Consider the following 13,700-nt stretch of genomic DNA (forward strand, 5'->3'; position numbering starts at 1 on the left):
GTAGCACCTATATTTTAAGACCAAAAAATAATTGAATTTCATTGCATGACTGTTTTGGCAAAATGCGGTGAATGAGGTGATCTAGAGCATGGGGCAAGACAGTATTGAGCAGCATCGCCGCTATGTGGCGATATCTTATGTGTTCATGTTTCTTGCATTATTTACAATCGTGTTTGCAGTGTTTGCGTATCTGCTGGCACGAAAAGTTGCGACTGCGAATAATGCTGAAGTATGGATACACGCGCATGCACTGTGGATTATGCGTAATGTGCTGCTGTTTATTCTGATGGCTTTCTTTGCTGCCCTGTGGTTTATTCCACTGTTCTTTTTTGTCTGGAACAGCGCCCTCTGGGTGACCGCCATGACGGTTGTGGGTGTGGTGTTTAGCTCGATTGCATGGCTATTTCTGTTGAATGCATGGCTGAAAGGTATTGCCAGATACTTTAGAAATAAAGCGGTTTTCTAAATTTATCGCTTTTTTTATCACAATCACTCTTGTAAACGTATTGTACAGGCCCTATTAAGGCTTTGTTGACTTTAGAAATAAAATGTCAGCAGAGCCTATTTGTTTTTTCAAGTTTGAATAAATTCCGTGAGGAGCATCGCCAACCATGGCTAAACGTGATTATTATGAGGTTTTAGGCGTTTCGAAAACCGCAAGTGATGATGAGATTAAAAAAGCCTATCGTAAGTTGGCGATGAAGTATCATCCAGATCGTAACCCAGATAACGCTCAGGCGGAAGAAAAGTTTAAAGAAGCAGCAGAGGCTTACGAAGTACTTTCTGATGGCGAAAAACGCAGCATGTATGATCGTGCTGGTCATAGTGCCTTTGAGGGTGGTTTCGGTGGCGGTGGTGGTTTTAGTGCGGAAGACATCTTTAGCCAGTTTGGTGATATTTTTGGTGGTGCTTTCGGTGGTGGTGGTCGCCAGCAACAACGCCAGCGCCGTGGTTCAGACCTCCGCTATGTGATGGAATTGACGCTTGAAGAAGCAGTCAAAGGCGTGAAAAAAACGATTACTTTTACTGCACCAGCGCCGTGTGAAACATGTGATGGCAAGGGTTCGAAAAATCCAAATGATGTGGAAACCTGTCGTACCTGTCATGGTGCTGGTCAAGTACGTATGCAGCAAGGTTTCTTCTCGGTTCAACAAACTTGTAGTACTTGCCGCGGTCAAGGCAAAATCATCAAGAATCCATGTAACACCTGTCATGGTTCAGGCGTTGCAGACCGCCAGCAAACGCTTGAAGTCACTATTCCTGCAGGTGTGGACAATGGCGATCGTGTTCGCTTAACAGGTAAAGGTGAAGCGATTCGTGATGGTCAGGCGGGTGATTTATACGTTGAAGTCGTAGTTCGTGAACATGAAGTCTTCCAACGTGACGGTGCAGACCTGTATATGGATGTGCCTGTCAGTATTGCAGATGCTGCATTAGGTAAAGAAATCGAAATCCCGACGCTGGATGGTCGTGTCAGCTTAAAAATCCCAGAAGGTACTCAAACAGGTAAGCTATTCCGCTTACGTGGTAAAGGTGTTCGTCCTGTACGTAGCAGCATGGTCGGTGACTTATTGTGCCGTATCGTGGTAGAAACACCTGTGAATTTAAACAGTCGCCAACGTGAATTGTTGAAAGAGCTGCAAGCGTCTTTTGATGGTGATGGTCATGCTTCATCGCCAAAGAAAAAATCATTCTTTGATCGCTTATTTGATTAATAGACGGCAACAGAAAAACCTGCTGCGGCAGGTTTTTTTATGGGAAATTTTTAGCGTAGGCACAGAGTTTTGCTATAGTAGCGGAATTGTTTAAATAAAAGACTGGGAAAAAATTATGTCAACTTCTCCACGCATTGGAATCTTGGGTGCAGGCGGACGCATGGGGCGTATTCTGATTCAAGCAGTACAACAAGCAGGCTACCAACTGGCAGCAGCTGTTGAACGTCCAGAAAGCAGTTTGGTGGGTGCAGATGCAGGGGAACTTGCGGGTGTGGGAAGTCTGGGCATCAAGGTGGTGGGAAGTTTAAGTGAAGTTTTAAAAGACTGTGATGTGGTGATTGACTTTACTGCACCAGCCGCCACCGAACAGCACTTGAAACTGTGCCGTGAAGCGGGTGTGGCCATGGTGATTGGCACCACAGGCATGAATGATGAACAGAAAGCATTTCTGGATGAAACGGCGACACAAACACCAGTCGTGTATGCCGCGAACTATTCTGTGGGTGTAAACGTTTCCATTAAATTACTGGAACTGGCGGCAAAAGTGTTTGGTGATACCGTTGATATTGAAATCATTGAGGCACATCACCGTCATAAGGTGGACGCGCCGTCAGGCACCGCGTTTATGATGGGTGAGGCAATTGCTGATACCTTGGGCCGTAACCTCAAGGAAGTGGCGGTGTATGGTCGTGAGGGCTATACAGGTCCACGTGATCGCCAGACCATTGGTTTTGAAACCATTCGTGGAGGTGACATCGTCGGTGAGCATACGGTGATGTTTATTGGTGAAGGGGAGCGTGTGGAAGTCACCCATAAAGCCACCAACCGTATGAACTTTGCTTCAGGCGCAGTACGTGCAGCCGCCTGGGTAGTGGGACGTGAAGCTCGTAAATATGACATGAAAGATGTTCTGGGCTTTAACGATATTCAGGTATAACACATCAATTTTCGCACTATCCAGCGCCTGGCGAGCCTCCATTTGTAGGGGTGAAACAGGCACTCACGACCATTAAAATAAATTGAGCATGACATGAAAAAAAAACATATTGTTGCCGCACTTCTCAGTATCACCAGCCTGACAGCCACGGCTGCAACAGACGCAGCCAAACTAAGCCTAAACCGCAATAACATTAAAGTCTGGACCTATCAGACAGAGAATAATCCTGTCTTTCAGTACAAAGCAGAAACAACTTTTGATGTGCCATTAGAACGGGCTGTAGCCGTAGTTCTAGATGTTGAACGCACCCCACAATGGGTTCCTTATGTGGGTAAGGCTCAACTATTATCTCGAGACGAGAAGAGGGGTGAGTTCACGTTATATATGGTGCTTGATTTTCCTTTTCCATTAAAAGATCGCGATGTGGTGATAAAAGGGAAAATGAGTAAAAATGCGGATGGCAGTATTAGTATTAAAAACAATGCCATTAAAAATAACTATCCTGAACAGCCTGATGTGATTCGTTTGAATCAATATACAGGAGATTGGACGTTCCAAAGACTTGCCAATAATAAGGTTAAAGTTATGACTAGTGGTTATGCCGACCCAGCAGGTTCGATTCCATTGAGTTTTGTGAATATGTTTGTGCAGCAGCAACCGTATCAAATGCTGATGAAAATGAAGAAAGAAGTGAATAATCCATTCTATGCACAAGCACATTTGCCTGAATTGCTTAAATAAATCTAAGAGTAAAAAGCCTGATTCAATCAGGCTTTTTTATTGGCATTTAACTCTGAGGACATTGCTGTAATGTTGAATCTGCCTTGGTGGATAATTTGATCTGGATAAAAACACCAAGATTAAACCAATCGCTGCCAACACCGCCCCAATCCCTGGATGCTTTTGATAGTGCAGTATTAAGAAAACGAGGAATGATTGCAGCTCCATTTCATCTGATGGAAAGCCAGTTTGATCTTGAACATACTCGCCACAGATCAAAAATAGGGCTACTGACTACAATATTTGCTGCTTTAACATTATATGCTTTGATGCTTGTAAATGGATATAAGTCTGGGATTCAGCAGATTTTAAAACCGATTGAATTAAAATCTGCTTAAACCGAATTCACTTTAATCAAAGTCTGCCTTGAGCACGATACGATAACGCGCCTGCCCTGAATGCAGTCGTTCAATCGCTTCATTCAGTTGCGACATCGGATAAAGTTCAATCTGTGGGGCAATATTTTTACGGGCCGCAAATTTTAACAGTTGGCGCAGGGCCAAAGGTGAGCCTGTCGGTGAACCTGTAATGGATTTGGCACCATCAATCAGTGAACCCACACCAACAGGCACAGGTTCAAGCGTGAGGCCTAAAAAGTGCAGGGTGCCATTGGGTGCAAGGGTGCTTAAATAAGCCTGCCAATTCAGCGTTACATTAACGGTGCTGAGTAATAAATCAAACTTGCCCCGTTGCGCCTTGATTTGCTGCGCATCACGGCTATTGACCACATGATCTGCGCCCATGGCCTTGAGCTCTTCGGTTTTGTCTGGATTGGAACTAAAGGCTGTGATTTCACAGCCCCATGCCTTGAGCAGCTTGATCGCGATATGTCCCAGTCCACCAATGCCAATGACACCAACATGATGTGTTGCTTGGATCTGATGTTTAAGTAAAGGATCAAACACGGTAATGCCGCCACAAAGCAATGGTCCTGCACTCTCAGGATCCAAACCCTCTGGTAGAGGAATGACCCATTGCCAACCTGCGCGAACTTTTTCTGCAAAGCCACCCGCATGACCAACGATAGTCGCAACGCTGCCACCGGTACATAAAACTTGATGACCACCAATACAAGGATCGCATGCTTGGCAACTTTCAGCTGTCCAACCAATGCCAACACGTTGACCAAGTTTCAGTCCTTTGGCTTCTGAACCGAGTGCGATAATTGTGCCAATAATTTCATGTCCAGCGACAGCAGGATAAACGGATGAATGCCATTCATTATTGATCACAGACAAATCTGAGTGACATAAACCGCAGTATTCAACTTTAACTTCAACCTGATGTGGCTTTAATTCACCTGCATCAAATTGATAAGGAACCAATTGCTCTCCTGCTTTCATTGCAGCATAAGCACGAATTTGGTTATTGCTCATTCGATAACTCCTTGGAAAGCAAAATAAATTCGTATTATTTAAAATGACAGTGATTTTCGTGATCGTTGACCATTCCTACCGCTTGCATAAACGCATAACACGTTGTGGGACCAACAAATTTAAAACCACGTTTTTTCAGTGTTTTTGAAAGTTTTTGACTGATTTCGGTTTGTGCAGGTGCATCACGATAATGAATGACATCGTTATTTGGTGTTTGATGGTCAACAAAACTCCAAAGCCAAGTGGAGACATCATCCACCTCATTCTTAAGCTTGAGCCATGCCAGGGCATTATCACGAATGGCTTTTAATTTGCCTAAATGACGGATAAGGCCTGAATCGCTAAGCTTATTTTCCAGTTGCTCATCGCTGAGGGTGGCAATCTGCGTGATGGGATATTGAAAGAAATGTGTGCGGTAGTTTTCACGTTTTTTCAATACGGTAATCCATGACAATCCCGCCTGCTGCCCCTCAAGGCACAGCATCTCAAACAGCTGTGCTTCATTATGCTCGGGCTTGCCCCATTCTTTATCGTGGTAGGCGATATAGAGCGGATCAGAGGAACACCAGCCACAGCGTTGAATTGTCATATTGGATGCTTCCTATTGTTATTATCAGGGAAAAATTTAGAGTTTGAATGTGACCCAGTCATCTTGACGGGTATCCCAATAATACAATTCCGCTGTGGTTAAATCAGTAAATTTAAGCCAAAAGTCCTTGCCTGATTTATCTGCAAAACCTGTGCTAATCAGCAGAGCATCTTCGGTAATTTCCATAATCCAGCCTTGATAGCTTGTACCATTGAGGATGATTTTCTGTTGATTTCCAGACTCTGCAAATTTAACCAGTCGTTCAATCAATGCTTCTGACATGCTGTGTTCCTAACGTAAATATGAGTATGGATTGACTGCTCCACGCCCTTTGCCATTTAAATAAATACCATAATGTAAATGTGGGGCAGTGTGGCGGGCATTGCCTGTATTGCCCACATAACCAATGAGGTCGCCCTTATGAACATAATCCCCGACATTAAGCCCCCGTTTATGACCATCTAAATGGGCATAGTAGTGCCATGAACCAGAGGGGCCAAGAAGCCAGATGACCTTACCACCTAAATTATTATTACGTAAATCAGCCACTAAGCCCTCAGTGGCACTATACACTTTCGTGCCACGCTCCGCCATGATGTCAATGCCTTCATGGCTGCGACCATGACTGCGTGCCGAACCCCAGGTATCACGCAATTGATTGCGACTGATCCCCTTGACAGGAACAGGCAGGCGGCTGTCCAGACGCATCATTTTAAGTTTGTTCACCTGTGCATTTGGCAAGGATGCAGGTTTCTTTGGTGCAGTGGTACATGCTGAAAGGATCAGCATCAGCATGGCAAGAACCGTATAGCAAATCGGGTAACGCACACAAACTCCTTGCGTTCGAATTTACAGCATGCAGGTTTTAGGCCTTTTGTTTGGCTGTAATCAGTTTTTTCATGGCCGTTGGAATGCCTTTGGCAATCGCGGCTTCTGGACAGAGCCATATTCCATTCAGTTCAATGCTGAGCTGTTCTTTTTGGTCATGTTCCACGTGGAACAGTTTTTCATTGAGCACCCATGTGAAATGAGTGAAACTATGGCTAATCTGCAAAGATGATACTTGAGCTTGCAGCTTAAAGTGCTGCTCAATCTGTTGTAATTCGGTTGCCTGCTCAATGATCGGCAGGCAATACAATCCGCCCCATAACCCATGTGCCTCACGCTGTTGCCAAAACCATTCATCACCCGACTGGATCACAACCACATCAGCCGTTCTGACAGGAACGGGTTTCTTGGCCTTTTTGAATGGCAGTTCCTGTTCAAGCCCTTGTTGATAGGCCTGACAATGTTGCTGCATCGGGCAGTAAAGACATAAAGGCTTTTTCGGGGTACAAATCGTTGCACCCAAATCCATGATTGCCTGAGTATAGTCATGGTTGCGCTGTTCAGGGCAAAGTTGCTCGGCAATTTCCCAAAGCTTGCGTTCATTTTGCGGTTTGGACAGGTCATCTTCGATGGCAAGGAAACGGGATAATACCCGTTTGACGTTGCCATCCATAATCACGCCATATTGTCTTAAACCCAGCGACATCAGCGCACCCGCAGTTGAACGACCAATGCCTGGCAGCTCAATCCATTGTTCCCGCGTTTCTGGAAATTTACCTTGTTGACTGACAATGGCTGCGGCTTTATGCAGGTTACGCGCACGGGCATAGTAGCCTAGACCTGCCCAATAAGGCGCAACATCCTCCCAACTGGCTTGGCCTAAATCCTGTACAGTCGGAAATCTTTCAATAAAGCGATCAAAATATTGCAGAACAGTTTTAACTTGAGTTTGTTGCAGCATGATTTCTGAGACCCAGACCTTGTAGGGATTATCGGCAATTTGCCAAGGCAGGTTATGGCGACCATGTTGGTCGTACCATGTCAGGAGTGCGTCAGAAAATGAAAAATCAGGCATGAATCAGAACAATCAAAAGCAGAGGGGTAGTATAGCGGAAATGGGGAGAGGGGTTTTGTTACTTTTGACCCGTCAAAAATAAGGCATCGCTTACGCAAATTATATTTGATTTCGTATGGCTTATGAGGCTGTATAGTTTCTTCTAAATGGAGTCATGCCGAGTACTCCTCCAATTTTAGGATAAGCTTTCAGCTGGACTTACTTTTCAAGGATGAAAAGTAAGCAAAAATCCTTTGTTTGGCTGACGGCACATCCTTGATGCCGCAGCCAAACAGGCGGCATCCATGCCGCCTTTGCACGAGCAAATATTTTCAAAATTTTAGATCTCAGATTTGCACTAGCAGCTATTTCCGAGAACCTAAATTTTGTATTTACCGATTATTTTAAATACCTATCCAGTAACTCATACATGGCTTCAAGGCCCTGACGTTCAGCCTCGGCGTTATAGCCTAAGTCAACATTATTGGCTTTGGCCCGTTCATCAGCAAGCGGATTACTAAAACCGTGTTTGGCATCCTCAAAAATAATCACTTCATGATCCACTTCTGCGTCATGCATTTCCTGACGGAAGCTTGCCACATCGTCCAGTGTCACCATGCTGTCGAGCTCGCCATGCAGTACCAGAATCTCAGCTTTCACCTTACCTTTCTCTGCTGGAGTGCCAGTCGCCAACACGGCATGGAACGTTGCCACTGCCTTGAGATCAGCACCAGAACGTACCAGATCAAGTACCACCTTGCCGCCATAACAGAAACCAATTGCAGCCAGCTTTTCCGCATTGACTCCTGGTTGTGCTGCTAAAGCATTCAGGCCTGCCTGAGCGCGGTTGACAATGGTGTCTGGTTGTTCAAAAGTCTGGTTCATCCATGCTGAGGCTTGTGGTACATCCGTAGTAACTTTCTTGTCGCCATACATGTCAATCGCCAGCGCAGCAAAGCCATGCTCCGCCAACTCACGGGCGCGCTGTTCTGTATAGTCATTACGACCCCACCATTCAGGTGCAACAATCACACCTGCAACAGGTTCATCTGTAACAGGTGCAGCAAAATAGCCAATAAGGCGTTCGCCATCTGGAGCGCTATATTCAATTTCACGGGTATGGATGGCAAAGTTCATTCTATTGTCCTGATCTGTATTGTTAGAATGCATTGATTAAAACATAAAAATAATGGTTTGCTGGAGAAGAAATAAATAGAAACATGATTTTTATCAATAAAAAAAGAAGAATATTAAATTCTTCTTTTTTATTCTCTCTAAAATTTTTTTAGACTCGACCTCTGGAAATAAAACCAACAATTGCCAAAATTACGGCAACCACGAGTAAAATCACAGCAAAGTCTTTAGATAAACCTGCAACACCACCAAAACCCAACAAGCTGGCGATTAATGCGATAACTGCAAAAATAATAGCCCAACGGAACATATTAATATCTCCTCAATTTTTCGTTATGTTTAAAATATATCTTGACTTTTCTGAATAAAATGTACTGTTTCTGTGGTATGAATGTGTAATAGTTAAAGAATTGTTAATGAACAGATCACTGCGCTGGCCCATCAGAAGTCTGGTCAATGTTATAATCAGCTCAAACTGAAACTGAAAAACGGCCTATGTCATCTGAACTCCGTCCAAACTTCTGGAAACACTACCCACTTGAGCAGCTTAGCCTGACTGAATGGGAAGCCTTGTGCGATGGTTGTGGTTTGTGCTGTCTGGTCAAGCTTGAGGATGAGGACACTGCTGAGGTGGCCTATACCAAGGTGGCATGTAAATTACTGGACTGTAAAACGGCACGCTGTTCAGATTATCCAAACCGCCAGCAACGGGTGCCTGACTGTATCCAACTCACACCAGAACGCTTGCAGACCATTTCATGGCTACCTCCAAGCTGTGCTTACCGTCGCTTAAAGGATGGGAAAAACCTGCCCTCCTGGCATTACCTGAACACAGGCTCACGCCAGAGTGTGATCAAGGCGAAGAAATCGGCCGCTGGACGCTGTATTCCCGAAAATGAAGTCGATCAGGAACAGATAGGGGACTATATTGTGCGCTGGGTGCGTTAAGCACAAATTTAACGGTTGGTATTGCATAAAGCAACATTTCTACAGCATTGTTACTGGCTAATCTCCGTAAAATAAATCGTATAAACAGGGAGATAGACAGTGATTAAATGGATGGCAACCCCTTTTCTGTGCAGCAGTTTTTTATTTTTGCTGGCCTGTGGTTCCAGTGAAACCAATTCAGGAACTCCTAAACAGGACGCGGCACAAACAAGTGCCCAAAACAATATCGCACAAAGCTATCGTGTTGAAACGATTGCCCAGTTCAATGAACCGTGGGCCATCACCAGCTTGCCTGACCAGCATCTACTGATCACAGAACGTAAGGGACAATTAAAGTTATTCGATCCAAAAACCAAAAGTATTGTCAATGTCAGTGCTGTTCCTGCGGTGAGTTATGGTGGACAAGGCGGCTTGGGCGATGTCATTTTACATCCTGATTTTCAGAATAATCACTGGCTGTATTTAAGTTATGCCAGCAAAGGACAGGATGGCTATGGAGCGGAAATTTCACGGGCAAAGCTGGATTTATCCAATCCTGCACAGCCAAAACTGACCGATTTAAAAACCATCTGGCAACAAGTGCCGAAAGTCTCAGGGCAGGGGCATTACGGCCATCGGATGATGTTTGGGCCTGATGGAAAATTATGGGTCAGTTCAGGCGAGCGACAAAAATTTGATCCTGCTCAGGATATGCAAAGCAATCTAGGTAAGGTTCTGCGTCTAAATGACGATGCTACGCCAGTCAAAGATAATCCATTTATCCAGCAAGGCGGTGTCACGGCGCAAATTTGGTCACTGGGTCATCGTAATCCACTGGGCATGGCCTTTGATCCGCAGGGGCAGCTTTGGGTGGTGGAGATGGGGCCAAAAGGCGGTGATGAGCTAAATCGTATCGTTAAAGGAGAAAATTATGGCTATCCGATTGTCTCCAATGGTGATCATTATTCAGGCTTGCCGATTCCTGACCATCATACCCATCCAGAATTTAAGGCACCTGAGATTGACTGGACACCTGTCATTTCACCCTCCAGTCTGATGATTTATACAGGCAATCAATTTCCCTTATGGCAACAGAAAGCCCTGATTGGTGGCTTATCATCCGAGGCGATTATTGTGGTTGACCTAAATGCTAAACCCGTTAAGGAAGTGCAGCGACTGGAAATGAAACAGCGTATCCGTGGCCTGCATCAGGCACAGGATGGTTCAATCTGGGTGATTGAAGATGGCCCTAAAGCAAAATTACTTAAACTGAGTGCCAAATAAACTTAATTACTGATGTTACGCAGTAAGTGCATTTTTGGGCACTTTCACCACAATATGTTGTGTTTGAATTTTTGAAAATTTACAACATATAGGCTAGGTGCGTGGCATCAGTTATTCATGTACCTGAACAGCAGCAATCGCAATATGCATGAGGCTATAAAAATGATCAGCCGATTCGAGTGTCAGCAGGCATGTTTGATGCTGAAGCTGATGGCATAAAAAGCACCAGCTCGGATATGCTGAAATTTCTGGATGTCCATATCAATGTGCAGCAGTTAAAACAGGTGCCACCAATGGCTTTGCTGCTCATGTCGCCTTTATTCCCCAGCAAAAAATTGGCCTCGTGAAGCTTGCCAATACCAATTTCCCCAATGAGGCAAGGATTAAAGCCAGCTATGAAGTGGTGCAGCAGCTCATTGAAGCAAGCAGTGCGCAATAGAATGACGCAGTGCATGCAGATTCAAATTGTAGATTTGCGCCAGACGCAATAGACTAGGATAAAACAGCAGAAAGCCCTTGATGATGTCAGCTACGCATATTCCACTTCCTGAACGCTTACGTCCCCGTGATTTATCCGAAATCATCGGGCAGGATCATTTGCTGGGTGAGCATGCACCCTTGCGCCAGATGATTGATCAAGGACATTTGCCATCGATTATTTTCTGGGGGCCGCCAGGCGTGGGTAAAACCACGATTGCCTTGTTATTGGCGCAGGCGGTGGACCGTCCTTTTATTAGCCTGTCTGCATTGAATACAGGCGTGAAAGAGCTGCGTGAAGTGATTGCTGAAAGTGGTGATCTGCTCACGCCTGTGGTGTTTATTGACGAGATTCACCGTTTTAATAAGTCGCAGCAGGATGCCTTACTGGGTGCGGTGGAGAAAGGTAAAATTACCCTGATTGGGGCCACCACTGAAAATCCATCCTTTGAGGTCAATAGCGCATTGTTGTCCCGTTGCCAGGTCTATACGCTGAATAGTCTGGATGCAGAGGCGATTCAAACCCTGATCAATAGGGCGATTCAAACTGATTCATTTTTAAGGCAACGGCATATCCAGATTGAGGAATATGATGCGTTGGTTCAGTTTGCCGCAGGAGATGCCCGCAAGGCACTGAATCTGATTGACCTAATCGCCAGTACCTTTGAGCCCGATATTGAAAATATTGTCACCAATGCCATCGTGGTCAAGGTGGCGCAGCAGAATATTGCACGTTATGACAAGTCAGGCGAGCAGCATTATGATCTTGTTTCAGCCTTTATCAAGTCGATTCGGGGCAGTGATCCAGATGCAACATTGTACTGGATGGCTCGCATGCTCAAGGGGGGCGAAGACCCTGTGTTTATCGCCCGTCGCATGTTGATTGCCGCTTCAGAAGATATTGGTAATTCCAATCCCAATGCCTTGTTGCTGGCAGGCGAATGTTTCCGTTCAGTACAGGCGGTGGGTATGCCAGAAGCTCGGATTATTCTGGGGCAATGTGCGGTGTATTTGGCCACCAGCCCGAAAAGTAACAGTACCTATTTAGCCATCAATCGCGCGCTGGAACTGGCAGATAAAACAGCGAATTTGCCTGTGCCTTTGCATTTACGCAATGCACCGACCAAGTTGATGAAACAGCAGGGCTATGGCGTGGATTATCTGTATCCACACAATTTCCCAGAGCATTTTGTGATGCAGGAATATCTGCCGCCTGAGTTAAAAGGCACTAAGCTGTATGAATCTGCCAGAAACAAGCGTGAAGTTGAGGGCGAACGTTTGCAGCAACGTCGTTGGCAGCAGGAACAGCAGCAGCAATAACTCTGAGCTGGTCTGGGTCTATAATGTAGCAGGCAAATGGACAGATATTTTTATAGTGATACTAGACACTTCATATAAAACAACGCATCATCGCCGTTTATCACGGATGATAAAGTTCCATCAATGTCCACCCAAAAAATTAATGCTGCGGAAAGTATACGGGGCCTTGCCTGTCTTGCGGTGGTGTTGTCACACCTGTCGCTGACATTCTTTCCACAACTTCATAATTTTGGTGAAAGTGCGGTTCCGCAATATGCTCTTTTCGCCCAGTTGCACAACTCGCCGCTGGCATTTTTCTATTCAGGAACAGGCGCGGTTTTTGTGTTCTTTGTCCTGAGTGGTGCGGGACTATGGGCAAGTCTTTTTACCGTGATCATGAGTATTATGCTGGCATATCCGTATAGCCGTTATGTGGATGATGCAGCAATCAAGATTTCAAACCAATTGGCGAGTCGGTTCTAGGTTCAATTGACCGATAATAAAAAACCAGCCTAAATGGCTGGTTTTTTATATGAAAACTTAAGCTCTATAAAAGCTTAGATATCATCTAGGTTGATGCCCAAACGTGCAGCAACTTCTTCATAGGCCTCAACTACACCACCTAAACCCTGACGGAAACGGTCTTTATCTAGTTTTTTCTTGGTGTCTTTATCCCATAAACGGCAACCGTCTGGAGAGAACTCATCACCTAGTACAATGCGGTCATGGAACACACCAAACTCAAGCTTGAAGTCAACCAGAATCATGTTGCCTGCGTCGAACAATGCCTTAAGCACATCATTCACCTGATAAGTCAGCTCTTTCATTTTTTCAAGCTGTTCAGCATTCGCCCAACCCAACGCAATCGCCTGAGACTCGTTCACCATTGGATCGCCAAGCGCATCGTCCTTAAAGAACAATTCGAAAGTTGGTGGCGTCAGTTCCTTGCCTTCCTCAACACCCAAGCGACGGCACAGTGAACCCGCAGCATAGTTACGAATCACACATTCAACTGGAATCATCTGGAGTTTCTTAACCAGCACTTCAGTTGGAGAAAGCAGTTTTTCAAAATGCGTCTCAATGCCAGCTTCAGCCAGTTTTTCCATGATAAAGGCGTTAAAACGGTTGTTGACCTTGCCTTTACGATCTAGTTGTTCGATTTTTTCGCCATTGAACGCAGAGGCATCATCACGAAAGACTAAAATCAGGTGGTCAGCATGATCTGTTTCATAGACAGATTTTGCTTTACCAGTATAGAGCAAGGTTTGTTTTAACATGGGGGAACCTTTATTTAGAAAAT

At 45.0% G+C, this 13,700-nt stretch carries 15 protein-coding genes and 3 pseudogenes; 10 read left to right on the forward strand and 8 right to left on the reverse strand.

What is annotated here, in order from left to right; translation table 11 throughout:
- Positions 1–88 precede the first annotated feature (88 nt).
- The 5 genes and pseudogenes from F973_RS04505 to F973_RS15020 form a co-directional block, all read left to right on the forward strand.
- Positions 89–466: a hypothetical protein gene (locus F973_RS04505; protein WP_004679195.1), complete on the forward strand. Its 378-nt coding sequence runs from the start codon at positions 89–91 to the stop codon at positions 464–466.
- A gap of 145 nt (positions 467–611) precedes the next feature.
- The gene (gene dnaJ, locus F973_RS04510) at positions 612–1,715 is read left to right on the forward strand and encodes a molecular chaperone DnaJ (RefSeq protein WP_004760314.1); all 1,104 of its coding nucleotides are present in this window, start codon (positions 612–614) and stop codon (positions 1,713–1,715) included.
- 115 nt (positions 1,716–1,830) lie between these two features.
- Positions 1,831–2,652: a 4-hydroxy-tetrahydrodipicolinate reductase gene (dapB, locus tag F973_RS04515; RefSeq protein WP_004679191.1), complete on the forward strand. Its 822-nt coding sequence runs from the start codon at positions 1,831–1,833 to the stop codon at positions 2,650–2,652.
- Positions 2,653–2,745: 93 nt separating this feature from the next.
- Entirely contained in the window at positions 2,746–3,393 is a 648-nt protein-coding gene (locus F973_RS04520) for an START domain-containing protein (protein WP_004760317.1), read from the forward strand.
- A 143-nt stretch (positions 3,394–3,536) separates the two neighbouring features.
- Positions 3,537–3,770 (forward strand): annotated as a pseudogene (locus F973_RS15020) (IS982 family transposase); the annotation flags it as partial.
- Positions 3,771–3,782: 12 nt separating this feature from the next.
- Here the strand turns inward: F973_RS15020 and ahr are convergent.
- The 7 genes from ahr to F973_RS14500 all read right to left on the reverse strand — a co-directional run bounded on the left by ahr (position 3,783) and on the right by F973_RS14500 (position 8,723).
- A complete protein-coding gene (gene ahr, locus F973_RS04530) occupies positions 3,783–4,808 on the reverse strand; it encodes an NADPH-dependent aldehyde reductase Ahr (protein ID WP_004760318.1) in 1,026 nt (341 codons plus the stop codon).
- A 34-nt stretch (positions 4,809–4,842) separates the two neighbouring features.
- Entirely contained in the window at positions 4,843–5,397 is a 555-nt protein-coding gene (locus tag F973_RS04535; RefSeq protein ID WP_004760320.1) for a DNA-3-methyladenine glycosylase I, read from the reverse strand.
- A 36-nt stretch (positions 5,398–5,433) separates the two neighbouring features.
- On the reverse strand, positions 5,434–5,679 hold the full coding sequence (locus F973_RS04540) for a hypothetical protein (protein WP_004760321.1): 246 nt from the start codon (positions 5,677–5,679) through the stop codon (positions 5,434–5,436).
- Between the two features lie 9 nt (positions 5,680–5,688).
- Positions 5,689–6,192, reverse strand: a complete 504-nt coding sequence (locus tag F973_RS04545; protein WP_171062316.1) for a M23 family metallopeptidase — start codon at positions 6,190–6,192, stop codon at positions 5,689–5,691.
- 70 nt (positions 6,193–6,262) lie between these two features.
- A complete protein-coding gene (gene mutY, locus F973_RS04550; RefSeq protein ID WP_004760325.1) occupies positions 6,263–7,300 on the reverse strand; it encodes an A/G-specific adenine glycosylase in 1,038 nt (345 codons plus the stop codon).
- 378 nt (positions 7,301–7,678) lie between these two features.
- Positions 7,679–8,449, reverse strand: a complete 771-nt coding sequence (locus F973_RS04555; protein WP_228127456.1) for a dienelactone hydrolase family protein — start codon at positions 8,447–8,449, stop codon at positions 7,679–7,681.
- Between the two features lie 115 nt (positions 8,450–8,564).
- Positions 8,565–8,723 (reverse strand): DUF1328 domain-containing protein, encoded by a 159-nt coding sequence (locus tag F973_RS14500; RefSeq protein WP_004679179.1) that lies wholly within the window; start codon positions 8,721–8,723, stop codon positions 8,565–8,567.
- Positions 8,724–8,908: 185 nt separating this feature from the next.
- On the opposite strand from F973_RS14500, the gene F973_RS04565 reads away from it, so the two are divergent.
- The 5 genes and pseudogenes from F973_RS04565 to F973_RS15410 form a co-directional block, all read left to right on the forward strand.
- Positions 8,909–9,361: a YcgN family cysteine cluster protein gene (locus tag F973_RS04565; RefSeq protein ID WP_004760328.1), complete on the forward strand. Its 453-nt coding sequence runs from the start codon at positions 8,909–8,911 to the stop codon at positions 9,359–9,361.
- A 111-nt stretch (positions 9,362–9,472) separates the two neighbouring features.
- Positions 9,473–10,624, forward strand: a complete 1,152-nt coding sequence (locus F973_RS04570) for a PQQ-dependent sugar dehydrogenase (protein ID WP_416201892.1) — start codon at positions 9,473–9,475, stop codon at positions 10,622–10,624.
- Between the two features lie 107 nt (positions 10,625–10,731).
- Positions 10,732–11,063: pseudogene (locus F973_RS15205) on the forward strand (hypothetical protein); the annotation flags it as partial.
- Positions 11,064–11,146: 83 nt separating this feature from the next.
- Positions 11,147–12,421 (forward strand): replication-associated recombination protein A, encoded by a 1,275-nt coding sequence (locus F973_RS04575; protein ID WP_171062318.1) that lies wholly within the window; start codon positions 11,147–11,149, stop codon positions 12,419–12,421.
- Between the two features lie 123 nt (positions 12,422–12,544).
- Positions 12,545–12,787 (forward strand): annotated as a pseudogene (locus tag F973_RS15410) (hypothetical protein); the annotation flags it as partial.
- A 170-nt stretch (positions 12,788–12,957) separates the two neighbouring features.
- Here F973_RS15410 and purC read toward each other — a convergent pair.
- On the reverse strand, positions 12,958–13,677 hold the full coding sequence (gene purC / locus F973_RS04585) for a phosphoribosylaminoimidazolesuccinocarboxamide synthase (protein ID WP_004679174.1): 720 nt from the start codon (positions 13,675–13,677) through the stop codon (positions 12,958–12,960).
- Between the last annotated feature and the right edge of the window lie 23 nt (positions 13,678–13,700).

It is taken from the genome of Acinetobacter sp. CIP 102129 (assembly GCF_000368305.1).
In the GTDB taxonomy this organism is placed as follows: domain Bacteria; phylum Pseudomonadota; class Gammaproteobacteria; order Pseudomonadales; family Moraxellaceae; genus Acinetobacter; species Acinetobacter parvus.